This is a genomic window from Comamonas sp. CMM03, from assembly GCF_019218715.1.
GTDB lineage: Bacteria > Pseudomonadota > Gammaproteobacteria > Burkholderiales > Burkholderiaceae_C > Comamonas > Comamonas terrigena.
Map to the genome: position 1 here is coordinate 600,335 of NZ_JAHUXB010000001.1, position 25,739 is coordinate 626,073.

Consider the following 25,739-nt stretch of genomic DNA (forward strand, 5'->3'; position numbering starts at 1 on the left):
CAGCATGCCATATCCGAAAAACCCCGCAGACAAGGGTTGCTGACGGGGTGGCGGGTTCCGGACGGGCGGCAGGGGCCACAGGCGGCCCGCCACCGGGGTTGGGGGGGCGGCCTGCTGGCGCTGGCGGCCTCCCGTTTACACCGGCGGGCGGGCGTGCGTTCGCCGCCTGCTTAGCTGTGGCCGCCCTGGGCCTGGCGGTGGCCGCCGTCGGTGCGACTGGGTGTGTCGTCGGGCGAGGTGGGCGCGGCCACCTCACCCGGCGCCTGGCTGCCGTTGTCGACCACGCCGGTGGGGCTGGGGGGCGGGGCGTCGCCCAGGAAGTCCAGCGAGGCGGAATTCATGCAGTAGCGCAGGCCGGTGGGCAGCGGGCCGTCTTCAAACACATGGCCCAGGTGGGCGCCGCAGCGGCTGCAGACGGTTTCGGTGCGCACCATGCCGTGGCTGCGGTCCACGATCTCGGTGATGGCGCCGGGTACGGCCTTCCAGAAGCTGGGCCAGCCGCAGCCGGCGTCGAACTTGGTGTCGGAGTCGAACAGCTTGGCGCCGCAGCAGATGCAGTGGTAGCTGCCATCGGCCCAGTACTGCTCGTATTTGCCGGTAAAGGCGCGTTCGGTGGCGGCGTGGCGGGTGACTTCAAAGGCCACGGGTTCGGCGTGCTTGGACTGCAGCAGGGCCTGCCACTCGGCGCTGGTCTTCTGGATGGGGTAGGTCATGAGGAGCAACTGATGGAGATGGAGGAAGCCCAGTCGGGCGGGAAGCCGGCCCAGTCATTGTGCGCCGGGTGGGCGTCGTACGGTGCGGCCAGCACGGTCTGCAATTGTTGCAGCACGCTGGTGTCGCCGGCCTGGGCGGCGCGGATGGCGGTTTCGCCCAGGTGGTTGCGCAGCACAAAACGGGGGTTGGCCCGCTGCATGGCCGCGGCATCCGGCGCGCCGCCCGAGGCCGCCAGCAGTGCCAGGTAGGAGGACAGCCAGCGCTGCCAGGCAGCGCCGTCCACCAACAGATCCTGCACCGCATCGTACTGCCCGGTTGCGGCGGCATCGGACAAGCGGCGCCAGAAGATGGGGTAGTCCACTTTTTCCGACGCCAGCAGCTGCAGCAGCTGGCCCACCACGGGCGTGGCGGGGTCGGCCTCTTCGGGTGTGGTGGCGGCAGTGCCGGTCTGCGCCAGGGCCGGCAGGCCCAGCTTGCGGCGCATCAGCGCGGCAAAGGCGGCGGAGAAGTGCGGGCGGTAGGCCTCGATGGCGGCGACGGTGGTGTCTTCCTCACCGATCAGCGGGTGCAGCGCCTGGCCCAGGCAGAACAGGTTCCAGTACGCCACCTGCGGCTGCTGGCGGAAGGCGTAGCGGCCCTGGGTGTCGCTGTGGTTGCAGATGTGGTCGGGGTCGAACCCGTCCAGAAACTGGAACGGGCCGTAGTCGATGGTCAGGCCCAGGATGGACATGTTGTCGGTGTTCATCACGCCGTGGCAAAAGCCCACGGCCTGCCAGTGGGCCAGCAGCTCGGCCGTGCGCTCGGCCACGGTGCGCAGCAGGGCAGCGTAGGGGTTGCCGGGCGCGGTGCGGCAGGCGGGGTAGTAGCGGTCGATCACGTAATCGGCCAGCTGGCGCAGCTCGGCTTCCTGGCCGCGTGCGGCAAAGTGTTCGAAGTGGCCGAAGCGGATGAAGCTGGGCGCGACGCGGCAGACCACGGCGGCGGTTTCCACCTCTTCGCGGTAGATGGAGGCCGGGCTGCCGGTCAGGCTGAGCGCGCGCGTGGTGGGAATGCCCAGGGCGTGCATGGCTTCGCTGCACAGAAACTCGCGGATGGACGAACGCAGCACGGCCCGCCCGTCGCCCCGGCGCGAATATGGCGTGCGGCCCGCGCCCTTGAGCTGCAGCTCCCAGCCGGGGACGGAGGGAGCGGCAGTGTCAGTGGTGTCGGTGGTTGCGACGGTTTCTTTCTGCGCCTCGCCCAGCACCTCACCCAATACGATGGCACGGCCGTCGCCCAGCTGGCCGGCCCACACGCCGAACTGGTGGCCGCTGTAGACGGTGGCATAGGGTTGGCTGCCGGGCAGCAGGCGGTTGCCGGTCAGCACCTGGGCGGCCTGCTCGGTCTGCCACCAGCCGGCCGGTATGCCCAGCTGGGCGGCCAGGTCGCGGCTGTGGGCCAGCAGCTGGGGCGTGGGCAGGGGCGTGGGCTCCAGCCGGGTCACAAAAGCGGGGCCCAGGCTGGCAAATCCTTGGGGGTTCCAGGTGGGTTGCCAGGCCGTGGCTGCGGCGGCTGCAGCGGAGGTGGCGGGTGCGCCGGAAGGGGCGGAAGCTGGTGCATGCATGCGGCTTATTGTTGGCCCAGGCGCTTGCCCTTGCAGCCGGCGGGGCAAGCGGCGCGCGCGCTGGTGCACAGCCGCGCAGCGCCGTGCGTCACCCAGGTGTCAGGCTGGCATGCTGGAAAGCACGGAAAGTCGCCCAAACGGCCCTGGGCTACGATGTGCAGCGAGCCCAGAACAAAACCACCGGCACCGACCGGATCCAAGGAGTAGACCCCGTATGCAAGGTTTGATGCAGGATCAGCAGCTGCTGATTTCGTCGCTGATTGAATTTGCCAACCGCTTCCACGGCGACGCCGAAATCGTCTCGCGCCGCGTGGAGGGCGACATCCACCGCTACACCTACCGCGACCTGACGGCCCGCGCCAAGCAGCTGGCCAATGCGCTGGACGGCCTGAAGCTGGCCCACGGCGATCGCGTGGCATCGCTGGCCTGGAACGGCTACCGCCACATGGAGATGTACTACGGCGTCAGCGGCTCGGGCCGGGTGCTGCACACCATCAACCCGCGCCTGCACCCCGAGCAGATTGCCTGGATCGTCAACCACGCCGAAGACCAGGTGCTGTGCTTCGACACCACCTTCCTGCCGCTGATCCAGGCGGTGCACGCCAAGTGCCCCACGGTGCGCCAGTGGGTGGCGCTGTGCGATGCCGACAAGCTGCCGACCGACAGTGGCATTCCCGGCCTGGTCAGCTACGAGGCCTGGATTGCCGGCCAGTCCAAGAACTACCGCTGGCCCCAGCTGGACGAGAACACCGCTTCCAGCATGTGCTACACCAGCGGCACCACCGGCAACCCCAAGGCGGTGCTGTACAGCCACCGCTCCAGCGTGCTGCACGCCTACGGCGCGGCGCTGCCCGATGTGATGAACCTGTCGGCGCGCGATGCCGTGCTGCCCGTGGTGCCGATGTTCCACGTCAATGCCTGGGGCCTGCCGTATTCGGCCGCGCTGACCGGCGCCAAGGTGGTCTTCCCCGGCCCGGCGCTGGACGGCAAGTCGCTGTACGATCTGATCGAGGCCGAAGGCGTCACTTTTGCCGCCGGTGTGCCCACCGTCTGGCAGATGCTGCTGACCCATATGCAGCAGGGCGGCCTGAAGTTCAGCCACCTCAACCGCACGGTGATCGGCGGCTCGGCCTGCCCGCCGGCCATGATCGACACCTTCGAGGACACCTATGGCGTGCGCGTGCTGCACGCCTGGGGCATGACTGAGATGAGCCCGCTGGGCACGCTGGGCACGCTCAAGAACAAGCACCTGGCGCTGCCCAAGGAGCAGCAGCGCAAGATCCTGCAGAAGCAGGGCCGTCCCATCTACGGCGTGGACATGCGCATCGTGGACAGCGACGGCCGGGACCAGCCCTGGGACGGCAAGGCCTGCGGCGACCTGCTGGTGCGCGGGCCGTGGATTCTGGACACCTACTACAAGGGTGCCAGCCCCCTGGTCAAGGACGAGGAAGGGCGCGGCTGGTTCCCTACCGGCGACGTGGCCACCATCGACCCCGACGGCTATATGCAGATCACCGACCGCACCAAGGACGTGATCAAGTCCGGCGGGGAGTGGATCAGTTCCATCGACATCGAGAACATTGCCATGGGCCACCCGGCGGTGGCCATGGCGGCCTGCATCGGCATGCCCCATCCCAAGTGGGACGAGCGCCCCATCGTGGCAGTGGCGAAGAAGGCCGGTGCCGAGGTCTCGCGCGAGGAGCTGCTGGCCTTTTTCGACGGCAAGACGGCCAAGTGGCAGATTCCGGACGATGTGGTGTTTGTGGACGCCATTCCGCTGGGGGCGACCGGCAAGATGCTCAAGACCAAGCTGCGCGAACAACTGGCCGGCTACAAGCTGCCGGGGCTGTAAGCCCCCGCGCTGGCCGCACACTGGCCGCGCACCGTCCGGGGCAGACCGGCGGCGCGGCTGTAGCTGCACAAAACAGAGCGCCTGGTGCGCATGGACCATGGGTTTCGGGGGATATCCCCGCAGGCCCGGGGTGCATGCGCGCCGGGCGTTTTGCTGCGTGGCGGGCCGGGCCTGCGGGCCCCGGGGCAATCCCTGCCGTACAAGTCCCAGGGCGAACGACCGTGCGGCCCGGCTACGCTTGCGCAAGCCATCGGCTGACATACCGGCCGATCCACGTAGCCCTCACAGGAGTCCTGCATGCAGTTCGCGCTGAAGACCACGTTTGCCACGCTGACCCTGGCCGCCCTCACGGCCAGTCTGAGTCTGCCCGCCCACGCCCAGAAGGGCGAGACGGTGAAGATCGCCTGGCTGGACCCGCTGTCCGGCCTGATGGCGGCGCTGGGCACCAACCAGATGAAGAGCTGGCAGTTCATGGCCGAGGAATTCAGCAAGAACAATCCGGCCGGGGTGAAGTTCGAGATCGTCCCCATCGACAACAAGCTCAGCCCGCAGGAAACCACCAGCGCGCTGCGCTCGGCCATGGACCAGGGCGTGCGCTATGTGGTGCAGGGCAACGGCTCCGGCCCGGCGCTGGCCATCATGGATGCGCTGGACAAGCACAACGCCCGCAACAAGGGCAAGGAAGTGGTCTACCTGAACTATGCGGCCGTGGACCCGGACCTGACCAACAGCAAGTGCAGCTACTGGCATTTCCGCCTGGATGCCGACACGTCCATGAAGATGGAGGCGCTGACCACCTACATGAAGGACCTTCCCGAGGTGAAGAAGGTCTACCTGATCAACCAGAACTACGCCCACGGCCACCAGGTCAGCAAGTACGCCAAGGAGATGCTCAAGCGCAAGCGCCCGGACGTGGAAATCGTCGGCGACGACATGGCGCCGCTGGCCCAGGTGCGCGATTTCTCTCCCTACATCGCCAAGATCAAGCAGTCGGGTGCCGACAGCGTGATCACCGGCAACTGGGGCTCGGACCTGGCGCTGCTGGTCAAGGCCGCCAACGATGCCGGCCTGAACAACGTCAAGTTCTACACCTACTACGGCATTGCCACCGGCGCGCCCACGGCCATGGGAGCGGCGGCGGCCGGCAAGGTCTATATGGTGGGCTATAGCCATCTGAACGCCGAAGGCCCGATCAACAAGATCGTCAAGGACTTCAAGGCCAAGTTCAATGACGATATGTACACCGCCTCGGTCTACCACGGCTTTGCCATGCTCAGCGAAGCCATGGCCCGGGCCAAGAGCACCGACCCGGTGAAGGTGGCCGCCGTGATGGAGGGCATGAAGTTCAAGAGCTTCAACGGGGAGGTGGAGATGCGCAAGACCGACCACCAGCTGCAGCAGGGCCTGTACATCAGCCGCTGGGAAAAAGCCGGGGGCAAATACCCGATAGACTCGGAAAACACCGGTTACACCTTCGTGCCGGTGAAATATTTCGAACCCTATGTGGCCAGCACGCCCACGTCCTGCCAGATGAAGCGGCCCAGCTGAGTGGGGCTGCACGGTCCACACGGCCCCTGCGGTGCGCGGTGCGCCGCGGCCCGGCTGCCCCTGGCAAGGGGCGGGCTGGGCAGGCCGTGCGGGCGGTATGAGAGGGGCAGGGCTGCGCGCCGGCAGGCGCTGCAGTGCTGCACAGGGGGCCGGCCTGCGGGGCCGGTCAGTGTCAAGCGTGCGCGGGCCGATCGTCCATGAGTCTGGAATTCTTCACCATCTCCCTGCTGAACGGCGTGAGCTACGGGCTGCTGCTGTTCATGCTCAGTTCGGGCCTGACGCTGATCTTCAGCATGATGGGGGTGCTCAACTTCGCGCACACCAGCTTCTACATGCTGGGCGCGTACTTTGCGTACACCCTCTCGGGCGCAATCGGCTTCTGGCCGGCGCTTTTCATTGCACCGCTGCTGGTGGGTGCCCTGGGGGCGCTGTTCGAGCGGCTGTGTCTGCGCCGGGTGCACCAGTTCGGCCATGTGCCGGAGCTGCTGATCACCTTCGGCCTGTCCTACCTGATTCTGGAAGTGGTGCAGCTGGTCTGGGGGCGCGGCACTGTGCCCTACGGCCTGCCGCCGCAGCTGCAGGGGCCGCTGTTCACGCTGTACGGCACGCAGTTTCCCAAGTCGCGCTCGTTCGTGATGCTGGTGGCGGTGTGCATGCTGGTGGCCGTGTGGCTGCTGCTGACGCGCACCCGCATCGGGCTGGTGATCCAGGCGGCGCTGAAACAGCCGCACATGGTGGAGGCCCTGGGCCACAACGTGCCGCGCGTGTTCATGCTGGTGTTTGGCGGCGGCTGCGCGCTGGCCGGGCTGGCGGGCGTGATCGGCGGCAACACCTACATCACCGAGCCGGCCATGGCCATGTCGGTGGGCTCCATCATCTTTGTGGTGGTGGTGGTCGGCGGTCTGGGTTCGCTGGCCGGGGCGTTTCTGGCCTCGCTGCTGATCGGCATCGTGCAGACCTTTGCCGTGGCGATCGATTTTTCCTGGGCCGATGTGTTGGCCCAGCTGGGCCTGAAGGCGACGCCCGAGACCTTCGGCTGGCCGGTGCTCAGCCTGACGGTGGCGCAGGTGGCGCCGATACTGCCTTATCTGTTCTTGGTGCTGATGCTGATCTTCCGCCCCAAGGGCCTGCTGGGTACGCGGGAGGATTGAAGCCATGTCCCAACTCTCTTCCCCTGCCGTGAACGAAGTCGTGCCTGTGGCGGACCGGACGCCGGCCCCGACATCTGCGCCAGCCCAGGCGCCGGTCCCAGCGGCGGCCGCCGCTCCGGGCAAGGGCGCGGTGTACCGCTTTCGCCCGCTGAACATCGGCCGCATGGTGGTGTGGACGGTGTTTGCGCTGCTGCTGATCGTCGCCCCGCATGTGTTCACCAGCAGCCTGGCGCTGACCATGCTCAGCCAGATGGGGTATGCCATCATCATCTGCCTGTCCTACAACATCCTGCTGGGGCAGGGGGGCATGCTGAGCTTCGGCCATGCGGTCTATACCGGGCTGGGCTCGTTCATTGCCATCCACGCCATGAACCTGGCCAGCGGCGGCAGCCTGCCGGTGCCGCTGGTGCTGATTCCGGTGGTGGGCGGCCTGGCCGGCATGTTCTTTGCCGCGCTGCTGGGCTGGGTGACGACCAAGAAGTCCGGCACCACCTTTGCCATGATCACCCTGGGGGTGGGCGAGCTGGTGGCGGCCATGGCGCTGATGTTCCCCGGCTTCTTCGGCGGGGAGGGCGGCATCACCACCGACCGGGTCTACGGCCAGCCGCTGCTGGGCATCACCTTCGGCCCGGCCATCGAGGTGTACTACCTGATTGCGGTCTACTGCTTCATCTGCACCGCCGCGATGTTCGCCTTCACCGGCACGCCGCTGGGCCGCATGCTCAACGCCGTGCGCGACAACCCGGAGCGCGTGGCCTTTGTGGGCTTCAACACCCAGCGCGTGCGCTACATGGGCTTTGTCATTGCCGGCTTCTTTGCCGGTGTGGGCGGCGGGCTGGCGGCGATCAATTTCGAAATCGTGACCGCGGCCGACAGCGTCAGCGTGCTGCGCTCGGGCTCCTACCTGCTGTTCACCTTCCTGGGCGGCGCGACCTTCTTCTTCGGCCCCATCATCGGCGCGGTGCTGATGGTGCTGGCCATGGTGCTGCTGTCCGAGCTGACCAAGGCCTGGATGCTGTACCTGGGCCTGATCTTCCTGTTCATGGTGATGTATGCCCCGGGCGGCATTGCCAGCCTGATCATGATGAATCTGCGCCTGGCCAAGTACGGCAAGCTGGGGCGCATTGTTGCCGCCTACCTGGCGCTGGGCGGCACGGCGCTGGCGGCGCTGCTGGGCGCGGCGGCGATGATCGAGATGATCTACCACCTGCAGCTCAATGCCGCGCTGGGCGACACGCTGCGCTTTCTGGGCATGACGCTGGATGTGCGCAGCGCCTCGAGCTGGCTGGGTGCGGGGGCGGTGCTGCTGACCGGGCTGGCGCTGTTCGAGCTGGTGCGCCGCCAGTTTGTGCAGGACTGGGGGCAGATCCAGGAAGAGATTGAACACCGCATCCAGCGGGGAGAGGGCGCATGAGCGAGCAGGCATCCCACTACGCACTGGAGCTGCGCGCGGTGCGCAAGAGCTTCGGCAAGGCCGAGATCATCTGCGGCGCCGACCTGGCGGTGCGCCCGGGCGAGCGCGTGGCCGTGATCGGCCCCAACGGTGCCGGCAAGAGCACCTTGTTCAACCTGATCAGCGGGCGCTTTGCGCCCAGCAGCGGCGAGATCTACCTGCACGGCCAGCGCATCGACGGCAAGCAGCCGTTCGAGATCAATCGCGCCGGGTTGTCGCGCAGCTTCCAGATCACCAACATCTTCCCCAAGCTCAGCGTGTTCGAAAACCTGCGCTGCAGCGTGCTGTGGAGCATGGGCTACCGCTACAGCTTTCTGCGCTTTCTGTCGCGCATGGACGATGTGAACGCGCGCGCCGAGCAACTGCTGGCCCAGATCCGGCTGGAGCGACGGCGCGACACGCTGGCCGTGAACCTGACCTATGCCGAGCAGCGGGCGCTGGAGATCGGCATCACGATTGCCGGCGGGGCCAGCGTGATCCTGCTGGATGAACCCACGGCCGGCATGAGCAACAGCGAGACCGGCCGCTTCATCCAGCTGATCCGCGAGGTGACCGAGGGCCGCACCCTGCTGACGGTGGAGCACGACATGGGCGTGGTGTTCGGTCTGGCGGACAAGATTGCCGTGGTGGTCTATGGCGAGGTGATTGCCTTCGACACGCCCGAGCGGGTGCGGGCCGATCCACGGGTGCAGGAAGCCTATCTGGGCTCCAGCGTGGCCGATGCCCAGGCCGGCGCGCATTGAGAGGGGGCGGGATGCTGAAGATTGACCAACTGCACGCCTATTACGGCAAAAGCCATGTGCTGCACGGCGTGAGCCTGCAGGTGGGGCCGGGCGAGATCGTGGCCCTGCTGGGGCGCAACGGATCGGGCCGCAGCACCACGGCCAAGGCCATCATGGGCCTGGTGGACTGGGAGGGTGACATCCGCTGGAAGGACCGGGCGCTGACCGGGCGCAAGACCTATGAGATTGCCCACCTGGGCCTGGGCTATGTGCCGGAAAGCCGCGATGTGTTCCCCAATCTGACGGTGCACCAGAACCTGCTGCTGGGCCAGAAAGGCAAGGGCAAAGGCAGCCGCTGGAGCTTTGACGACATGTACGCCATGTTCCCGCGCCTGAAGGAGCGCCAGCACACCGAGGCCGGCGTGATGTCGGGCGGCGAGCAGCAGATGCTGACCCTGTGCCGCACGCTGATGGGCGACCCGGACCTGATCATCATCGACGAGCCCACCGAGGGCCTGGCCCCCAAGATCGTGGAGCTGGTGGGCGAATACCTGGGCCGGCTGCGCGAGCGCGGCGTGTCGGTGTTGCTGATCGAGCAGAAGCTGACCATTGCCATGAAGATTTCGGACCGGGCGCTGGTGATGGGCCATGGCGCCATCGTCTACGACGGCACGCCGGCCGATCTGCTGCGCAACGAACGCGTGCGCAAGGAGTGGCTGGAGGTCTGAGGCCGGGGCCAGCGGGCACGGCCGGCGCGCACGCTCTGCGCGGCAGCGGTTCCTGTGCCGCTGCCCGGGGCGTCCCGCACCGGACAGCGCGCTGCAATACGTGCATCTACACTTATTGAATACGTGTAGCTGCACGCATGTACCGGCCCGGGCCGGCGGCGCTGCAGCCGGAGAACCCCATGCCGCCCCCACTGTCTGCTTCCACCCCCGCTGCCACGCCGGCACCATCGTCGGCCCCCACGGCCACCCCGGCGCCCCGTGCGCGCTGCACCAGCTTCATGGCGCGCAGCCTGTCGCGCAAGATTTCGCAGTTCTACGACGACATGCTGGCCCCCAGCGGCCTGCGTGGCACCCAGTTCAATCTGCTGGGGCAGGCGCGCCGTGCCAAGGACGGCCCGCTGACCGTGTCCCGCCTGGCGGAGCTGCTGAACACCGACCGCACCACGCTGACCCGCAATCTGCAGACGCTGCAGGCGCAGGGTCTGATCGAGGTGGTGGCCGGGGTCGACGCCCGCAGCCGCTGCGTGCGGGTGACGGAGGCCGGCGAACAGGCCCACCGCCTTGGCGCACAGTACTGGCGCCAGGCCCAGCAGCAGGTGCGGGCACTGTGCGGCGAAGACACCATTGCCCAGCTGGAGCAGGTGGTGGACCACATGCTGGGGCAGTTGCAGGCGGCCACGCCCGCTGCCGGTGTCCCTGTGGTTGGTACGTCCGCCGCCGGTACGCCCGCAGCCGGTGCGCCGGCCGCCGCTGACGCCGCGCAGGAGGCACCATGAAACCGCCGGTGGCCCGTACCGCGATGCCGGTAGTGGCAACGACCACGACCGCGACAACGTCTGTAAATGCTGCGGCAGGCCCCGCCGCGCAGCCTGCCATTGCCGCAATGGCGGCCGGCTCGCCGCTGCTCACCGGGCGCATCCTGCCCACCTTGCTGCGGCTGTCGGTGCCGAATGTGCTGGCGCTGGTGATGTCGGTGCTGGTGGGGGTGGCCGAAACCTATTACGTGGGCCAACTGGGCACGGTGCCGCTGGCGGCCATGGCCCTGGTGTTCCCGTTCGCCATGCTCACGCAGATGATGAGCAACGGCGCCATGGGCGGGGGCGTGTCCTCGGCCATCAGCCGGGCGCTGGGGGCGGGCGACCGCAACAAGGCGGGCACCCTGGCACTGCATGCGATTGCCATCGGTGCCGGGGTGGGCCTGGCCTATGCGCTGCTGTTCGTGCTGTGCGGCCCGGTGTTCTTTGGCTGGCTGGGCGGGCAGGGCGAGGTGCTGGACACCGCCAGCGGCTACGGCCAGGTGCTGTTCAGCGGCGCCATGCTGGTGTGGTTGTGCAACACGCTGGCTTCGGTGGTGCGTGGCACCGGCAATATGCGCGTGCCGTCCTCGGTGGTGTTTGCCGTGGCGGTGCTGCAGATTGCGGTGGGCGGTGCGCTGGGCCTGGGCCTGGGGCCGTTTCCGCGCTGGGGCATGACCGGGGTGGCCGTGGGCAATATCGTGGCCATGGCCTGCGGTGTGCTGGTGCTGCTGGCCTATCTGCAGTGGGGCCAGAGCCGGGTGCGCATCCCCTGGCGCGGGGTGCAGCTGTCCTGGCCGATGTTCAGGGACATTCTGCGGGTGGGGGCGCTGGCCTGCCTGTCGCCGGTGCAGTCGGTGCTGACCGCGTTGATCATGACCGGCCTGGTGGCGCGGCTGGGGCCGCAGGCGCTGGCGGGCTACGGTATCGGCCAGCGGCTGGAGTTTTTGCTGATTCCCATTGCCTTTGGCGTGGGCGTGGCTTCGGTGCCCATGGTGGGCATGGCCATGGGGGCCGGCCAGGTGCAGCGCGCACGGCGCGTGGCCTGGGCGGCGGGCTGGGTGGCGGCGGTGGCCCTGACCGGCATTGGCGCCCTGGTGGTGCTGTGGCCGCAGCTGTGGTCGCGCATCTTCACCACCGACGCCCAGGTGCTGCACCATGCCGACCTGTACCTGCGCATGGCCGGGCCGGGCTTTGCCTTCTTTGGCATGGGGTTGGCGCTGTATTTCGCGGCGCTGGGCTCGGGCCGCATCTGGGGGCCGGTGCTGGCCGGCACGGCGCGGCTGGTGGTGGTGGCCGGGCTGGGCCTGTGGCTGAGCCAGCAGGCCGGCGTGACGGCGCAGTCGCTGTTCCTGGTGGTCACCGCCGGCATGGTGGTCTATGGCCTGGGCACGGCCTGGGCCGTGTGGCGCACGCGCTGGGACTGAGGCCAGGGACTGGGGTGCGGGGGCGGTGCCTCCGGTTCCGCTCCCGCTCAGGCGCCGTGGGCGAACAGTTCCCGGGCAATGGGGTAGAGCGACAGCAGCAGCAAGAAGGCCATGCTGCGGTTGAACCAGCGCAGCGCCTGCGGCGTGCGCAGTGCCCGGCCCACGGCGCTGCCGAACAGGGTCCAGACGCTGATGCAGGGGAAGTTCACCATCGCCAGCACCAGGGTGGCCAGCAGCAGGTTGGCGACAAAGCTCTCGCGCGGGGTGTAGGCCGCGACGATGCCCACGGTCATGATCCAGGCCTTGGGGTTGACCCACTGGAAGGCGGCAGCCTGCCAGAACGAGAAGGGTTTGCCGTGGGTCCGGCCTTCCTGGATGCCGCCCGCCTGGCTGATCTTCCAGGCCAGCCACAGCAGGTAGATGCCGCCCGCGATCTGCAGCAGGGTGTAGAGCAGCGGCCAGGTGCTGAAGGCGGTGCCGAGGCCGGCGCCCACCAGCAGCAGCATCAGGGCGCCGCCCGCGCTGATGCCCAGCATGTGGGGCAGGGTGCGGCGGTAGCCGAAGGTGGCGCCCGATGCGGTCAGCATCACATTGTTGGGGCCGGGGGTGATGGAGCTGACGATGGCGAACATCGCCAGCGGCAGCAGGGTGGTCAGGGTCAGCGTAGGGGTCAGTTGGTCCATGGTACGTCCGCAGTGAGGCAGTGGCCTGGGGACATTGTCCGGCCTGCTGGCGGTACAGTAGCAGTACACTTTGCCGGTTCACTTCACACACTGGCCTGCTGCTTTTGCCATGACACTTCTGCCTGCACCCGATTCCAGCCTTCCCGCCGACGCGGAGCTGCCGCCGCGCCGCCAGGCCGGCAGCGCCTGGCACTGGCAGCCCTTGCGCGGCAGCGGCGTGCCCCTGGTGGAGCAACTGGTGACCCATGTGGAGGGCCTGGTGCGCAGCCACGGCCTGCGCGCCGGCATGCGCCTGCCGTCGGTGCGCCAGCTGGCGCAGGACAGCGGCGTGAGCCGGGACACCGTGGTTCAGGCCTATGACCGGCTGGCGGCGCTGGGCCTGGTGCATTCCCGGCGCGGCGCTGGCTTCTTTGTGAGTGCGCTGCGCAATCTGGGCGCGCCGCAGCAGCCGCTGGAGGCGGCCATGCGCGTGGCGGCGGACCAGCCCATCGACACGCCCTACCTGCTGCGCAATATGTTCCAGCAGGGTGCGGTGCCCGAGGCCACGGGCAGTGTCGGCCTGCTGCCGCCGCAGTGGCTGGAGCCGGAGATGCTGACCGCCGCCATCCGCAGCGTGGGGCGTTCGGCCGGCATCAGCCTGTCGGGCTACGGCCTGCCGCAGGGCTACGGGCCGCTGCGCCAGCAGATTGCGGCCTATCTGCAGGCCCAGGACGTGCCGGTGCACCCGGAGCACAACCTGGTGATGGTGGCCGGCGTGACCCAGGGGCTGGATCTGATCGTGCGCCTGATGGTGCGGCCCGGCGATGTGGTGCTGGTGGAGGATCCGGCCTGGTTCCACATCTTCGGCCGCCTGCAGGCCGTGGGCGCCCAGGTGGTGGGCGTGCCGCGCGGCCCGGGCGGGCCGGACATTGCGGCGCTGCAGGCGCTGGCCGCCCAGCACAAGCCGCGCCTGTTCATCCTGAACACGGCGGTGCACAACCCCACGGGGCAGACGCTGTCGGCCGGCGTGGCCCATGCGCTGCTGAAGGTGGCGGAGGAGCACGATTTCCAGCTGGTGGAGGACGATACCTATGCCGACTTCCACCCCGGCCAGCCGGTGCGCCTGGCCGCGCTGGACCGGCTGCAGCGCGTGCTGCTGGTGGGCGGCTATGCCAAGACGCTGGCGGGCAGCCTGCGCGTGGGCTATATCGCGGCCCATGCGGACCGGCTGCAGCAGCTGGTGGACCTGAAGCTGCTGGCGGGTCTTACCACCCCGCAGCTGGGCGAGATGGTGGTGCACCGTATCCTCAGCGAAGGCCAGTACCGCCGCCATGTGGAGCGCCTGCGCGCCCGGGTGGACAAGGCGCGCGCCCAGTGCCTGCGCCGGGTGGAGGCGCTGGGCTGGCAGGTGCCGCAGGAGCCGCAGGCGGGCATGTTCGTCTGGGCCGACTGCGGTATGGATTCCGAGCTGCTGGCCCGGCGGGCGGCCGAGCAGGGGCTGCTGATGGCGCCGGGCGTGCTGTTTTCGCCGCGCCAGGTGCCCGGCAGCATGCTGCGCCTGTCGGTGCCGCTGGCCCAGCATGCACCCGCCTGGGAACTGATGGCGCGGCTGGTGGCGCAGGAACGCCGCCGCTGATCCGTCCCGCCGGGATCAGGGTTTGCACGGGGTTGGCGCCCGTGAAAGCGCGTGCGTGCTGCATGGCAGCATGACGCGCGTCAAGCCGGGGCCGGCATGCTGTCCCATGTGCGTCAAACCTGGGGCAGACCGCCATGGTTTTGTCGCCTGCATCTTCCTAGAATGGAAAACGAACGACCGTTTTATTTCATTCCAAAACAGGAGACACAGGCATGACGGCTGAATACAAGGTCCACGGTGCAGTGGCCGTGATCACGCTCAACAACCCGCCCGTCAACGGGCTGGGTCTGGCCACCCGCCGTGCGGTGGTGGAGGGCGTCAAGCAGGCCCAGGGCGACGCCGCGGTGCAGGCCATCATCATCACCGGTGCGGGCGCGGCCTTCTCCGGCGGTGCGGACATCAAGGAGTTCGGCAAGGAAAGCGCGATGCAGGAGCCCAATCTGCACAGCGTGATCGCCGCCGTGGAGCAGTCCACCAAGCCCGTGGTGGCCGCCATCCACACCGTCTGCATGGGCGGCGGTCTGGAGCTGGCCCTGGGCTGCCACTACCGCATCGTGTCCCCCGGCACCAGCATTGCGCTGCCCGAAGTCAAGCTGGGTCTGCTGCCCGGTGCCGGCGGCACGCAGCGCCTGCCCCGCGCCCTGGGCGTGGAGGCGGCGCTGAACATGATCGTCAGCGGGGAGACCGTCAAGAGCGAGATGCTGGCCATGGCCCCCGGCCAGAAGCTGTTCGACAAGCTATCCGCGTCGGCCGAAAGCCTGGCGGCCGAGGCCCTGGCCCTGGCCCAGGACGTGGGCGAGCGCCATGCCGCCAGCAGCGAGCCGCTGCCCCTGGTGCGCAATCTGCCCTGCAAGCACCCACTGGGCGATGCCTATTTCGGCTTTGCCCGCAACATGGTGGGCGGCATGTCCAAGAACTACCCGGCGCCGCTCAAGTGCGTGGACGCGGTGGAAGCGGCCACCAAGCGCAAGATTGCCGACGGCCTGCTGTTCGAGCGCGAGCTGTTCGTGAACCTGATGTGGACCCCCGAGTCCCGTGCGCTGCGCCACCTGTTCATGGCCGAGCGCGCGGCCTCCAAGATTGCCGATGTGCCTTCCGACATGCCGGTGCGCAACGTGCAGAAGGTGGGCGTGATCGGCGCCGGCACCATGGGCGGCGGCATCAGCATGAATTTCCTGAATGCCGGCATTCCCGTGACCATTCTGGAAACCAAGCAGGAAGCGCTGGACCGTGGCGTGGCCACGATCAAGAAGAACTACGAGGCCCAGGTCAAGAAGGGCAAGCTCAAGGAAGACAAGTACGCCCAGCGCATGGCGCTGCTGACCACCACGCTGGCCTATGACGACCTGAAGGACTGCGACCTGATCATCGAGGCGGTGTTCGAGGAGCTGGGCGTCAAGGAAGCGGTGTTCACCCAGCTGGACGCTGTTGCCAAGCCCGGCGCCATCCTGGCGTCCAACACCTCCACGCTGGACGTGGACAAGATCGCCAGCTTCACCAAGCGCCCGCAGGACGTGGTGGGCATGCACTTCTTCAGTCCCGCCAATGTGATGAAGCTGCTGGAAGTGGTGCGCGGCAAGGCCACGGCCAAGGACGTGCTGGCCACGGTGATGAAGCTGGCCAAGAAGATCAAGAAGACGGCGGTGGTCTCCGGGGTGTGCGATGGCTTCATCGGCAACCGCATGATCGAGCAGTACAGCCGCCAGGCCGGTTTCCTGCTGGACGAAGGCGCCACGCCCCAGCAGGTGGACAAGGCGGTCGAGAAGTTCGGCTTTGCCATGGGCCCGTTCCGTATGGGCGATCTGGCCGGTAACGACATCGGCTGGGCCATCCGCAAGCGCCGCGCCACCGAGCGCGCCGACATGAAGTACAGCCGCACTGCCGACAAGTTGTGCGAGCTGGGCCGCTTCGGCCAGAAGACCGGCGCGGGCTGGTACGACTACCAGGCCGGCAAGCGCGATGCGATTCCCTCGGCCCTGGTGGAAAAGCTGATCGAGGACCACCGCAAGGAACTGGGCATCACGCCGCGCAAGATTTCCGACGAGGAAATCGTGCAGCGCCTGGTCTACGCCCTGGTCAACGAAGGCGCCCACATCCTGGAAGACGGCATTGCCGGCAAGTCGGGCGACATCGACATGGTCTACCTGACCGGCTATGGTTTCCCCATCTACCGCGGTGGCCCCATGCACTACGCCAACGAGATCGGCCTGGGCAATGTGGCCCGCGCCATGGAGCGCTTTGCCCAGAACCCGCTGGACGACGGCAAGTTCTGGCAGCCCGCGCCGCTGCTGGCCCGCCTGGCCGCCGAAGGCAAGTCCTTCTCCTGAAGACTGCCACCCCCCACCGAATGACCGGGCTGCCTTGCCACCTGCCGCCGCACCTGCGCTGCGGCCTGCCTGGTGGCAGCCCCCGCTGAAAAGGATGAATCCATGACTTCTGCAGTGATCGTCTCCACCGCCCGTACCCCGCTGTGCAAAAGCTGGAAGGGCGCTTTGAACATGACCTATGGCCCCACGATGGGCGGCCACGCCGTGCAGCACGCCGTGCAGCGTGCCGGCATCGACGGTGCCGAGGTGGAAGATGTGATCATGGGCAGCTCCCTGCCCGAAGGCACGACCGGCGGCAACGTCGCGCGCCTGATCGCCATGCGTGCCGGCCTGCCGGTCACCACCTCCGGTCTGACCATCAACCGCTTCTGCTCCTCGGGCCTGCAGTCCATTGCCCTGGCCGCCCAGCGCATCATCGCCGGCGAAAACGACGTGCTGGTGGCCGGCGGCCTGGAGTCCATCTCCTGCGTGCAGCTGGAAGCCAACCGCCACATGAGCCAGGATCCGGCGCTGCTCAAGCTCAAGCCCGAGATCTACTGGAACATGCTGCAGACGGCCGAACAGGTGGCCCAGCGCTACCAGATCAGCCGCGACGCCATGGACGAGTACGGCGCCGCCAGCCAGCAAAAGGCCGTGGCCGCCCAGGCGGCCGGCCTGTTCGATGCCGAAATCGCCCCCATCACCACGGTGATGGGCGTGGCCGACAAGACCCTGGGCCTGATCACCAAGCAGGTGACGGTGAGCAAGGACGAAGGCATCCGCGAAGGCACGACCAAGGAAGGCATCAGCGGCCTGCGCAGCGCGCTGCCCGGCGGCCTGATCACGGCCGGCAATGCCAGCCAGTTCTCCGACGGTGCCGGCGCTTGCGTGCTGACCAGCGAAGACTACGCGTCCCGCAAGGGCCTGCAGCCCCTGGGCCGCTTCCTGGGTTTTGCCGTGGCCGGCTGCGAGCCCGATGAAATGGGCATCGGCCCGGTGTTTGCCATTCCCAAGGTGCTCAAGAAGCTGGGCCTGAAGATGGACGACATCGATCTGTGGGAGCTGAACGAGGCGTTTGCCGTGCAGGTGATCTACTGCCGCGACAAGCTGGGCATTCCCGCCGACCGCCTGAATGTGAACGGCGGCGCCATCGCCGTGGGCCACCCCTACGGTCTGTCGGGCCAGCGCCTGACCGGCCACGCGCTGATCGAAGGCAAGCGCCGTGGCGCCAAGCGGGTGTGCGTGACCATGTGCATCGGCGGCGGCATGGGCGCGGCCGGCATCTTCGAAGTGCTGTAAGCACGGGCCGCTGCGGCCCTCGTGGCCAATGCGGCTTCCGTGGCTTTCCCCGCAGCCTGTGGCAGCCTGCCACGGACTGCGGCCCCCCGGGGCGTGCAAGGCGGCCCGGGGCCGGTGCGCCCTTTGCGGGAAATCCCGCTGACCCCTGGGTGACTGGCAGGCGGTTTGGCGCCGCGCAGGTGACATGCAGACCGCGCCGCTGCCGCTACTGTGAACCCTGTGCCGACCCCCGTGGTGCGGGCGCTGTATCCCCCTTAACTTCCATCACCGCTGCTTGCGTTCAGTGCGCCGATGGCCAGGGCCATGGCTGTTGCCACGGCATGGCGGGCGCGTAAGCCCAGGCGCAAGCGGCCTCTTTGGTCTTCACAACATGTCCCAGCTGCGATCCACGCTTGAGTTCCTTGTCTACGACTGGCTGCAGGGCGAGGGCCTGACGGCCCGCACCCGCTACGCCGACCACAGTCGCGAAACCTTTGACGCCGTGCTGGACACTTGCGAGCGCATTGCGCGCGAGAAGTACGCGCCCTTCAACCGCACGGTTGACACCGAAGAGCCGCGCTTTGACGGCGAGAAGGTGATCCTGCCCCAGTGCACCTACGACGCACGCCGCGCCTATGCCGAGGCCGGCATGCTGGCAGCCGGCAAGGACGCCGAATGGGGCGGCATGCAGCTGCCCTATCTGGTGGAGGCGGCGGCCAACAGCTTCTTTGCCTGCGCGTCCGTCAGCATGGGCTCCAACCTGCTGACCAGTGCCAACGCCAACCTGCTGCTGGTGCATGGCACGCCGCTGCAAAAGCAGGTCTTCGCCGTCAATGAGCTGGAGGGCAACTGGGCTGGCACCATGGCCCTGTCGGAGCCGCAGGCCGGCTCCAGCCTGAGCGACATCAGCACCCGCGCGCTGCCGGACGGGGACGGTTTCGAGAGTGATCCGCTGGGGGCGCGCTACCGCCTCAAGGGCAACAAGATGTGGATCAGCGCCGGCGACCACGAGCTGACCGAGAACATTGTCCACCTGGTGCTGGCCAAGATACCGGGGCCGGACGGCAAGCTGATTCCCGGGGTGAAGGGCATCTCGCTGTTCATCGTGCCCAAGAAGCTGGTGGATGCCCAGGGGCAGCTGACCGGCGAGCGCAACGATGTGGCCCTGGCCGGCCTGAACCACAAGCTGGGCTGGCGCGGCACCACCAACACGCTGCTGAATTTTGGCGAAGGCAAGTACCCGGTGCGCGGGGACGGCGGCGGCGGGCTGGACGGGCAGGGTGCAGGCGCCATCGGCTACCTGGTGGGCCAGCCGCACGAAGGCCTGAAGTGCATGTTCCACATGATGAACGAGGCGCGCATCGGCATCGGCATGGCGGCCACCATGCTGGGCCTGGCGGGCTACTACGCCAGCCTGGACTATGCCCGCAACCGCCCGCAGGGCCGCCCGGTCGGCGAAGCCGGCAAGGACGCCACCCGGCCGCAGGTGCGCATCATCGAACACACCGACGTCAAGCGCATGCTGCTGGCCCAGAAGGCCTACGGCGAAGGCGCGCTGGCGCTGAACCTGTACTGCGCCCGCCTGGTGGACGACGGGCGCACCGGCACGCCCGAGGTGGCGGCCCGTGCCAAGCTGCTGCTGGAAGTGCTGACGCCGATCTGCAAGAGCTGGCCCAGCGAGTTCTGCCTGGAGGCCAACAGCCTGGCCATCCAGATCCACGGCGGCTATGGCTACACGCGCGACTTTCCGGTGGAGCAGTACTGGCGCGACAACCGCCTGAACATGATCCACGAGGGCACGCACGGCATCCAGGCGGCGGACCTGCTGGGCCGCAAGGTGCGCATGCAGGACGGCGCCGGCCTGCAGCTGCTGGCGGCCACCATCAACGCCACCATCGAGCGTGCGCTGCAGGTGCCGCAGCTGGCAGGCTATGCCAACCAGCTGGCCCAGGCCCTGCAGGATGTGGGCGCGGCCACCAAGGCCGCCTGGGCCACGGCCAATCCGCAGGAGGCGCTGGCCAATGCCGTGCCCTATATGCAGGCCTTCGGCCACACCGTGCTGGCCTGGATGTGGCTGGACGTGGCCTTGGCCGTGCTGGCGCGGGATGCGGCGCTGTCCGCCCCGGCCCATGCGGGGCAGATGGGCGCGGCCCGCTATTTCTTCCACTACGAGCTGCCCCGGATCGGCGCCTGGCTGCAGGTGGTGCGCCAGCGCGACATGACCTGCGCCGAGCTGCCCGAAGACGCGTTCTGAGGGCCGCCCCGCCGGGAGAGCAGGCGGCGCGGCGCGCGATGCAGGTCGTAACACTCTGTTCATCTGGCGGGCCGGCGCAGTCCCTCCGTTATCATGCGCCGCATGCTGCCGAGGGACGAACGCCTGGATACATCTGAAACCGCCACCTGCCACGGCAGCGGGGAGGGCGCATGAACGCCGGTCTGTGGTTCACCCAGCTCACGGCCTGGCAGGTGATGGCCGTGGGCCTGGCCTTCTTTGGCGCGCTGTACCTGCTGGGCGGCTGGGGCATGACGGCCCTGACCCGCATGCTGGCGCGCCGCCAGGTGGGCAAGGTGCTGGACACGCGGGCCCTGCAGCCCGACCAGCTGCCGCGCGAATGGCGCCAGTCGGCGCTGTCGGTGCTGCTCTTCGGCACCGGCATGGTCGTGCCCTGGGGCCTGTTGCAGCTGGGCTGGGCCCAGCTGGCCCCCACGGCCAGCGCCGCCCGTGTGGCGGCCGAGATCGTGGTGCTGATGGTCTGGAACGATGTGCACTTCTGGCTGAACCACCGGCTGCTGCACGCCAAGGCCCTGGTCCGCTTCCATGGGGACCACCACCGCTCCTATGTGACCACGCCCTGGTCGACCTACAGCTTCCACCCGCTGGAGGCGCTGATGCTGGGCAACATCATCCTGCTGCCCATGCTGGTGCACGACTTCTATTTCTGGTCGCTGGCGGCGGTGCCGGTGCTCAGCCTGGTGCTGAACGTGATCGGGCATTCCAATTACGACTTCTTCCCGCGCGTGTCCGACGCCCACCCGCTGGCGGCCAGCCGGCGCCACCACCTGCACCACGCGCGTTCGCGCGGCAACTATGGTTTTGCGCTGGCCTTCATGGACCAGCTGATGCGCACCCAGCTGCAGGCACCGGCCCCCCGGTCCCCCGGGTCCCCCGGGGCCGCGAAGACCCCCGAGGGCCGGCACTGAATGCCGCCAGCGGCAGCCCCGGCCCAGTTTCTGCCGCGCCTGCGCCACCGGCGCGACTGGCAGTCCGTGGCCTATCTGCTGGCGCTGCCGGCCCTGGTGGTCTGGCAGTGGACGCATGGCTTTGTCTGGTGGCTGTATGCCATCACGCTGTTTCTGACGCTGGGCGTGGGCGTGATCCACCACAACCACACGCACCTGCGCATGTGGCGGGGGCGCTGGGCCAACCGGCTGACGGACTATGTGCTGACCCTGCTGCAAGGCCATCCCACCTTCGTGTTCTGGCCCGCCCATGTGGGCAACCACCACCGCTTTCGCCATGGCCCGCGGGATGTGGCGCGCACCTACCGGCCGGAGTTCGGCGGCGACACCAACCACCTGTGGGGCTATCTGGTCCACCCGCTGCAGGCGGTGTGCGTGCTGTACCCGCTGTTCATCCGCTGGCTGGCGAATCTGCGCCGGCACTGGCCCGGGGCGTTTCGCTACTGCATGGGCCAGTACCTGCTGTGGCTGGGCAGCTGGGCCTTCCTGCTGCTGCTGGACTGGCGCAAGGCCCTGCTGTTCGTCATCGTGCCGCAGCTGCATGGCCTGCATTGGCTGCTGGCCACCAACTACCTGCAGCATGCCCATGCCGACGGCCGCCCGCTTTCCAGGGCGCAGCGCAAGACCGACGGTATCGCCCTGAACTACGCGCGCAATTTCGAGGGGCTGGTGAACCCCTTGCTGTTCAATATCGGGCTGCACACGGCCCACCACGAACACCCGCAGGCCCATTGGTCGGCGCTGACGGGGCTGCACCGGCGGCTCTACCGCCACCGCGTGCACCCGGCGCTGAACGAGGGCGGGTTGCTGCCCTATATGGGCCGGGTGTTCGTGCTGGGGCTGTTTGCACGCCGTGCGCGCACGCAGCCGCTGATGCCGCCCGAATCCATTCGATGAACCCGAACTGAACTTTCCATGCCTGTTGCCTATTCCAATGTCTACCTGCAATCTGCCGGCATGTTCCTGCCCGGCGCCCCGGTGGACAACGCCGGGATGGACGCCTATGTGGCGCCGCTGAACCGCATTTCCGACCGCCTCAAGCGCCGCATCCTGGGGGAGAACGGCATCCAGACCCGGCACTACGCCATCGATGGCGCAGGGCAGACCGTGTTCAGCAACGCGCAGATGGCGCAGGCCGCCATCGAGGCCACGCTGGCGCAGGCCGGCCGCAAGCTGGGCGAGGTGGGCTTTCTGTCCAGCGGCTCGTCCGGGGGCGATGCGCTGATGCCGGGCTTTGCCAACATGATCCAGGGCGAGATGGCCGCGCCGCCGATGGAGACCCTGTCCGTGCACGGCGTGTGCGCCGCCAGCGTGGGCGCGCTGCAGGCGGCGGCCCAGGCGGTGGAAGGCGGTGCCCACCCGCTGGCGCTGGCCGTGGCCAGCGAGATGCCTTCGCGCCTGTTCAAGCGTTCGCGCTTTGCGGCCCAGGGCTATGACACCGATTTCGACGCGCACTTTCTGCGCTGGATGCTGTCGGACGGCGCGGGGGCCGTGCTGCTGGGCGGGCCGCAGGCGCTGCCCCACACCCCGGGCCTGCGCCTGAAGCTGCGCTGGACGCACCAGCGCAGCTTTGCCGGCGACTACCCGGTCTGCATGCAGCTGGGGCTGACGCCGGACCGCAGCACCAGCCACCTGGACTTTCCCGCCTGGGGCGATGCCGAGGCCGCGGGCGCGCTGGCGCTGCGCCAGGACATCCGCCTGCTGCCGCACCTGTTCGATGTCTGCATCCACGAATATGCCGATCTGGCCCACCAGGGCTGGGTGCCCGAGCGCGGGATCGACCATTTCCTGTGCCATTACTCGTCCGAGCGTTTCATCCCCGTGGTGGACGAGCTGCTGGAGAAGGCGCAGCTGGGCATTCCGCGCGAGCGCTGGTGGAGCAATCTGGCCTGGCGCGGCAACACCGGTGCGGCGTCCATCTTCATCATGCTGTCGGAGTTTCTGCAGCAGCAGGGCGCGCGCCTGAAGGCCGGGGACACGGTGCTGTGCTTCATTCCCGAATCCGGGCGTTTCACGGCTGGCTTCATGCTGTGGGAGGTGGAGGCGGACACGCCGGTGCAGGCCGCCCCCCAGGCTTCCCTGCCGCGCAAGGCCGCAGCCGCTGGTGCAGCCGATTCGGCCGACCAGGGTGCGCTGCCCGATGTGGCCACCATTGCCGCGCCGCACGATCCGGCCACGGCGCCCCAGGCGCTGGCGCCGTTGCTGACCGAGCTGGCCAGCATCTGGCAGGACTACCGCTCGCGCGTCTGGCGCACGCCGCTGCTGCAGCGCATGCGCACGCGCCAGCTGGACACGGCCGACTATGTGCGCTGGATGGGGCACTGGATTCCCCAGGTGCGCGAAGGCAGCCTGTGGATGCGCGAAGGGGCGGCCTCGCTGACCGGCGAGTACGCGGCGCTGGCCGGGCTGATCGATCTGCATGCCGACGACGAGCAGCACGACTTCAAGGTGCTGCACAGCGACTACCTGAAGGCCGGCGGCACGGCCACCGACATCGGCCAGCTGCGCCGCAACCCGGGCGGCGAGGCGTTGAACGCCTACCTGCACGGCCTGGCGGCCACGCCCAACCCCATCGGCCTGCTGGGCGCGATCTACATCATCGAAGGCACGGGCCAGCGCATCGTGCCCAGCCTGCTGCCGCTGCTGCGCCAGGCCCTGCCGCTGCCGCCCGATGCCTTCCGCTTTCTGGAATACCACGGTGCCAACGACGAGCACCACCTGGAGCGCTGGCTGATGGCGGTGCAGATGGCGCTGGCGCTGGATGCCGACGGCACGGCGGCCCAGGCCATCGTGCAGACGGCGCAGCACACGGCCCAGCTGTACCTGATGCAGTTCCAGCATGTGCTGCCGCAGGCACGGTGAAAGAGCAGGAGCCCGATATGGACAAGCACAAGGATTTTCTGGACCAGCCCTGGGACGAGCGCGACCCCGACCCCTGGCTGGCGCTGTACCTGGACCAGAGCACGCCGCTGCCCGACGCCGTGAAGGCCGCGTGGCTGCGGGACTGCAGCAGCAGCTCGCGCCAGTACCTGCTGCCGTTTCTGCGCCCGCTGGCGCGGCTGAGCATCATCGCCATCCAGATCCTGAAGGTGGTGCTGCCCAAGCGCTGGGCGCATTCCCGGCTGCTGCACAAGGTGCTGGCCTTCAGCATGAATACCTTTGTCTCGCCGGAGGCGAACTGGCTGATCATGCGGCACTTCCACCTGGGCTCCCACATCCTGGCCTTTGTGGCGGCCAATGCGCCCACGCCGGTGAAGACCGCACCCATCGAGCCGGCCTGCATCGATGACATCAAAGACGAACTGTTCCTCAAGCACGATCTGAACCTGTTCAACTTCGTGATCCGCCTGAACCAGGCGCTGCGCGCCGAAGGCAAGGAGCTGGGGCCGGTGGCCGAGCCGGATTTCACCATGGTGACCGAGCCCACGCTGCGGCTGGAAGACATGCCGCGCGGGCCGTTCAACAAGCTGGACCTGCAAAGCGCCATCGAGGTCTACACCCCGGTCTACCAGTTGCTGCTGACCGACCACGACTTCTGGCGGGCCAGCAATTCGCTGCAGCTGGACGAGACCCTGGCCATCTACTGCGCCAAGATCCTGGCCACGCCCGAGCACCTGGTGATGCTGAACAACAAGCACCCGCTGGTGCCGCTGTCCACGCTGCGTGCCGGCCACCGCCTGGTGCTGCACGGCCTGTCCACCGAGATGCTGCACTGCCTGCTGATGCGCATGGCGTCGGGCGAGCAGCCTGTGCCGGCGCGTGAGATCGCCCGCATGCAACGCGTGGTGGAGACGGTCTCCGGCCCGGTGCCCTGAATCTGCACCGACGCCGCGCGGGCGCCGGCAGGGCAGGGTAGTTCTGGGCTGGTCTGCGCCGGCGGGGCCGGCTACCCTTGGGGCAAAGAACCAGGAGACCTGCCCAGTGACCACCCCGACCGCTTCCGCCCCTGCCATCAGCCGTTTTCCGGTGCCCCAGCTCGATGACCTGCCCGATGACATCCGCCAGCGCATCCTGGCGGTGCAGGAAAAATCCGGCTTCATTCCGAATGTGTTTCTGGTGCTGGCGCACCGCCCGGACGAGTTCCGCGCCTTCTTTGCCTACCACGATGCGCTGATGGACAAGCCCGGCAACCTGACCAAGGCCGAGCGCGAGATGATTGTGGTGGCCACCAGCAATGCCAACCAGTGCCAGTACTGTGTGGTGGCGCACGGGGCCATTTTGCGCATCCGCGCCAAGAACCCGCTGATTGCCGACCAGGTGGCCATCAACTACCGCAAGGCCGACCTCAGTGCGCGCCAGAAAGCCATGCTGGACTTTGGCATGAAGGTCTCTCAGGCCGCCCACGGCGTGGGCGATGAGGACTTTGCCCTGCTGCAGACGCATGGCTTCACCCAGGACGATATCTGGGACATTGCCGCCATTGCCAGCTTCTTCGGCCTGTCCAATCGCATGGCGAATGTCACCAGCATGCGGCCCAACGACGAGTTCTTCAGCCTGGGACGCTGAGCACCACCCGCGCAGGACCAAGGGGGCCGCGTCGTGCGGCGTATGCCGCTGCGCGGCTCCGGCGCTGCAGCGGCCCGGTCTTGCCCTTGTGTTGCCATCTTGTTGCCCTTTTGTGGGCT

19 protein-coding genes and 1 pseudogene are annotated in these 25,739 nt (G+C 68.1%); 17 read left to right on the forward strand and 3 right to left on the reverse strand.

Going from position 1 to position 25,739, the window contains the following annotated elements:
* Window positions 1–308 precede the first annotated feature (308 nt).
* Together msrB and KW830_RS02865 are read right to left on the reverse strand one after the other, a co-directional pair.
* Window positions 309–713, reverse strand: a pseudogene (msrB, locus tag KW830_RS02860) (peptide-methionine (R)-S-oxide reductase MsrB); the annotation flags it as partial.
* On the reverse strand, window positions 710–2,317 hold the full coding sequence (locus KW830_RS02865; protein WP_218332029.1) for a YdiU family protein: 1,608 nt from the start codon (window positions 2,315–2,317) through the stop codon (window positions 710–712). The pseudogene msrB and the gene KW830_RS02865, both read right to left, overlap by 4 nt.
* A gap of 214 nt (window positions 2,318–2,531) precedes the next feature.
* On the opposite strand from KW830_RS02865, the gene KW830_RS02870 reads away from it, so the two are divergent.
* From KW830_RS02870 to KW830_RS02905, 8 genes are all read left to right on the forward strand, one after another.
* Window positions 2,532–4,169 carry a 3-(methylthio)propionyl-CoA ligase gene (locus tag KW830_RS02870; protein ID WP_066532761.1) on the forward strand — a complete coding sequence of 546 codons (1,638 nt, stop codon included), beginning with the start codon at window positions 2,532–2,534 and terminating at the stop codon, window positions 4,167–4,169.
* 297 nt (window positions 4,170–4,466) lie between these two features.
* Entirely contained in the window at window positions 4,467–5,717 is a 1,251-nt protein-coding gene (locus tag KW830_RS02875; protein WP_066532759.1) for a branched-chain amino acid ABC transporter substrate-binding protein, read from the forward strand.
* Window positions 5,718–5,914: 197 nt separating this feature from the next.
* Entirely contained in the window at window positions 5,915–6,868 is a 954-nt protein-coding gene (locus KW830_RS02880) for a branched-chain amino acid ABC transporter permease (RefSeq protein WP_066532757.1), read from the forward strand.
* 163 nt (window positions 6,869–7,031) lie between these two features.
* Window positions 7,032–8,282: a branched-chain amino acid ABC transporter permease gene (locus tag KW830_RS02885; RefSeq protein WP_227657935.1), complete on the forward strand. Its 1,251-nt coding sequence runs from the start codon at window positions 7,032–7,034 to the stop codon at window positions 8,280–8,282.
* Window positions 8,279–9,064, forward strand: a complete 786-nt coding sequence (locus tag KW830_RS02890; protein ID WP_066532753.1) for an ABC transporter ATP-binding protein — start codon at window positions 8,279–8,281, stop codon at window positions 9,062–9,064. The genes KW830_RS02885 and KW830_RS02890 overlap by 4 nt, the downstream gene beginning before the upstream one ends.
* A gap of 11 nt (window positions 9,065–9,075) precedes the next feature.
* Window positions 9,076–9,771: an ABC transporter ATP-binding protein gene (locus tag KW830_RS02895; protein WP_218332033.1), complete on the forward strand. Its 696-nt coding sequence runs from the start codon at window positions 9,076–9,078 to the stop codon at window positions 9,769–9,771.
* A gap of 179 nt (window positions 9,772–9,950) precedes the next feature.
* A complete protein-coding gene (locus KW830_RS02900; RefSeq protein ID WP_218332035.1) occupies window positions 9,951–10,547 on the forward strand; it encodes a MarR family winged helix-turn-helix transcriptional regulator in 597 nt (198 codons plus the stop codon).
* On the forward strand, window positions 10,544–11,992 hold the full coding sequence (locus KW830_RS02905; protein WP_225608656.1) for an MATE family efflux transporter: 1,449 nt from the start codon (window positions 10,544–10,546) through the stop codon (window positions 11,990–11,992). Before KW830_RS02900 ends, KW830_RS02905 begins: the two co-directional genes overlap by 4 nt.
* Before the next feature lie 47 nt (window positions 11,993–12,039).
* Here KW830_RS02905 and KW830_RS02910 read toward each other — a convergent pair whose 3' ends face one another.
* The gene (locus tag KW830_RS02910) at window positions 12,040–12,675 is read right to left on the reverse strand and encodes a LysE family translocator (protein ID WP_218332037.1); all 636 of its coding nucleotides are present in this window, start codon (window positions 12,673–12,675) and stop codon (window positions 12,040–12,042) included.
* 109 nt (window positions 12,676–12,784) lie between these two features.
* Between KW830_RS02910 and KW830_RS02915 the strand changes: the two genes are divergently transcribed.
* The 9 genes from KW830_RS02915 to KW830_RS02955 all read left to right on the forward strand — a co-directional run bounded on the left by KW830_RS02915 (window position 12,785) and on the right by KW830_RS02955 (window position 25,620).
* Window positions 12,785–14,290, forward strand: a complete 1,506-nt coding sequence (locus tag KW830_RS02915; RefSeq protein ID WP_218332039.1) for a PLP-dependent aminotransferase family protein — start codon at window positions 12,785–12,787, stop codon at window positions 14,288–14,290.
* 212 nt (window positions 14,291–14,502) lie between these two features.
* On the forward strand, window positions 14,503–16,617 hold the full coding sequence (locus KW830_RS02920; RefSeq protein ID WP_218332041.1) for a 3-hydroxyacyl-CoA dehydrogenase NAD-binding domain-containing protein: 2,115 nt from the start codon (window positions 14,503–14,505) through the stop codon (window positions 16,615–16,617).
* Window positions 16,618–16,719: 102 nt separating this feature from the next.
* Window positions 16,720–17,895, forward strand: a complete 1,176-nt coding sequence (locus tag KW830_RS02925) for an acetyl-CoA C-acyltransferase (RefSeq protein WP_192333942.1) — start codon at window positions 16,720–16,722, stop codon at window positions 17,893–17,895.
* Window positions 17,896–18,265: 370 nt separating this feature from the next.
* Window positions 18,266–20,128: an acyl-CoA dehydrogenase gene (locus KW830_RS02930; protein ID WP_192333944.1), complete on the forward strand. Its 1,863-nt coding sequence runs from the start codon at window positions 18,266–18,268 to the stop codon at window positions 20,126–20,128.
* A 170-nt stretch (window positions 20,129–20,298) separates the two neighbouring features.
* Complete coding sequence (locus KW830_RS02935) at window positions 20,299–21,075, forward strand: sterol desaturase family protein (RefSeq protein WP_218332043.1); 777 nt, start codon at window positions 20,299–20,301, stop codon at window positions 21,073–21,075.
* Complete coding sequence (locus KW830_RS02940; protein ID WP_218332045.1) at window positions 21,076–22,011, forward strand: fatty acid desaturase; 936 nt, start codon at window positions 21,076–21,078, stop codon at window positions 22,009–22,011.
* A gap of 18 nt (window positions 22,012–22,029) precedes the next feature.
* Window positions 22,030–23,976 (forward strand): iron-containing redox enzyme family protein, encoded by a 1,947-nt coding sequence (locus KW830_RS02945; protein WP_218332047.1) that lies wholly within the window; start codon window positions 22,030–22,032, stop codon window positions 23,974–23,976.
* Window positions 23,977–23,993: 17 nt separating this feature from the next.
* Window positions 23,994–24,929, forward strand: coding sequence for a hypothetical protein (locus KW830_RS02950; RefSeq protein ID WP_192333952.1), 936 nt, complete (start codon window positions 23,994–23,996; stop codon window positions 24,927–24,929).
* 106 nt (window positions 24,930–25,035) lie between these two features.
* Entirely contained in the window at window positions 25,036–25,620 is a 585-nt protein-coding gene (locus KW830_RS02955; RefSeq protein ID WP_218332049.1) for a peroxidase-related enzyme, read from the forward strand.
* Window positions 25,621–25,739: the final 119 nt, after the last annotated feature.

Coding starts and splice junctions, on each gene's coding strand:
- KW830_RS02910 (WP_218332037.1), bottom strand. CDS start 12,675: ATGGACCAACTGACCCCTACGCTGACCCTGACCACCCTGCTGCCGCTG.
- KW830_RS02905 (WP_225608656.1), top strand. CDS start 10,544: ATGAAACCGCCGGTGGCCCGTACCGCGATGCCGGTAGTGGCAACGACC.
- KW830_RS02900 (WP_218332035.1), top strand. CDS start 9,951: ATGCCGCCCCCACTGTCTGCTTCCACCCCCGCTGCCACGCCGGCACCA.
- KW830_RS02930 (WP_192333944.1), top strand. CDS start 18,266: ATGTCCCAGCTGCGATCCACGCTTGAGTTCCTTGTCTACGACTGGCTG.
- KW830_RS02880 (WP_066532757.1), top strand. CDS start 5,915: ATGAGTCTGGAATTCTTCACCATCTCCCTGCTGAACGGCGTGAGCTAC.
- KW830_RS02875 (WP_066532759.1), top strand. CDS start 4,467: ATGCAGTTCGCGCTGAAGACCACGTTTGCCACGCTGACCCTGGCCGCC.
- KW830_RS02950 (WP_192333952.1), top strand. CDS start 23,994: ATGGACAAGCACAAGGATTTTCTGGACCAGCCCTGGGACGAGCGCGAC.
- KW830_RS02870 (WP_066532761.1), top strand. CDS start 2,532: ATGCAAGGTTTGATGCAGGATCAGCAGCTGCTGATTTCGTCGCTGATT.
- KW830_RS02925 (WP_192333942.1), top strand. CDS start 16,720: ATGACTTCTGCAGTGATCGTCTCCACCGCCCGTACCCCGCTGTGCAAA.
- KW830_RS02890 (WP_066532753.1), top strand. CDS start 8,279: ATGAGCGAGCAGGCATCCCACTACGCACTGGAGCTGCGCGCGGTGCGC.
- KW830_RS02940 (WP_218332045.1), top strand. CDS start 21,076: ATGCCGCCAGCGGCAGCCCCGGCCCAGTTTCTGCCGCGCCTGCGCCAC.
- KW830_RS02915 (WP_218332039.1), top strand. CDS start 12,785: ATGACACTTCTGCCTGCACCCGATTCCAGCCTTCCCGCCGACGCGGAG.
- KW830_RS02865 (WP_218332029.1), bottom strand. CDS start 2,317: ATGCATGCACCAGCTTCCGCCCCTTCCGGCGCACCCGCCACCTCCGCT.
- KW830_RS02895 (WP_218332033.1), top strand. CDS start 9,076: ATGCTGAAGATTGACCAACTGCACGCCTATTACGGCAAAAGCCATGTG.
- KW830_RS02935 (WP_218332043.1), top strand. CDS start 20,299: ATGAACGCCGGTCTGTGGTTCACCCAGCTCACGGCCTGGCAGGTGATG.
- KW830_RS02920 (WP_218332041.1), top strand. CDS start 14,503: ATGACGGCTGAATACAAGGTCCACGGTGCAGTGGCCGTGATCACGCTC.
- KW830_RS02945 (WP_218332047.1), top strand. CDS start 22,030: ATGCCTGTTGCCTATTCCAATGTCTACCTGCAATCTGCCGGCATGTTC.
- KW830_RS02885 (WP_227657935.1), top strand. CDS start 7,032: ATGGTGGTGTGGACGGTGTTTGCGCTGCTGCTGATCGTCGCCCCGCAT.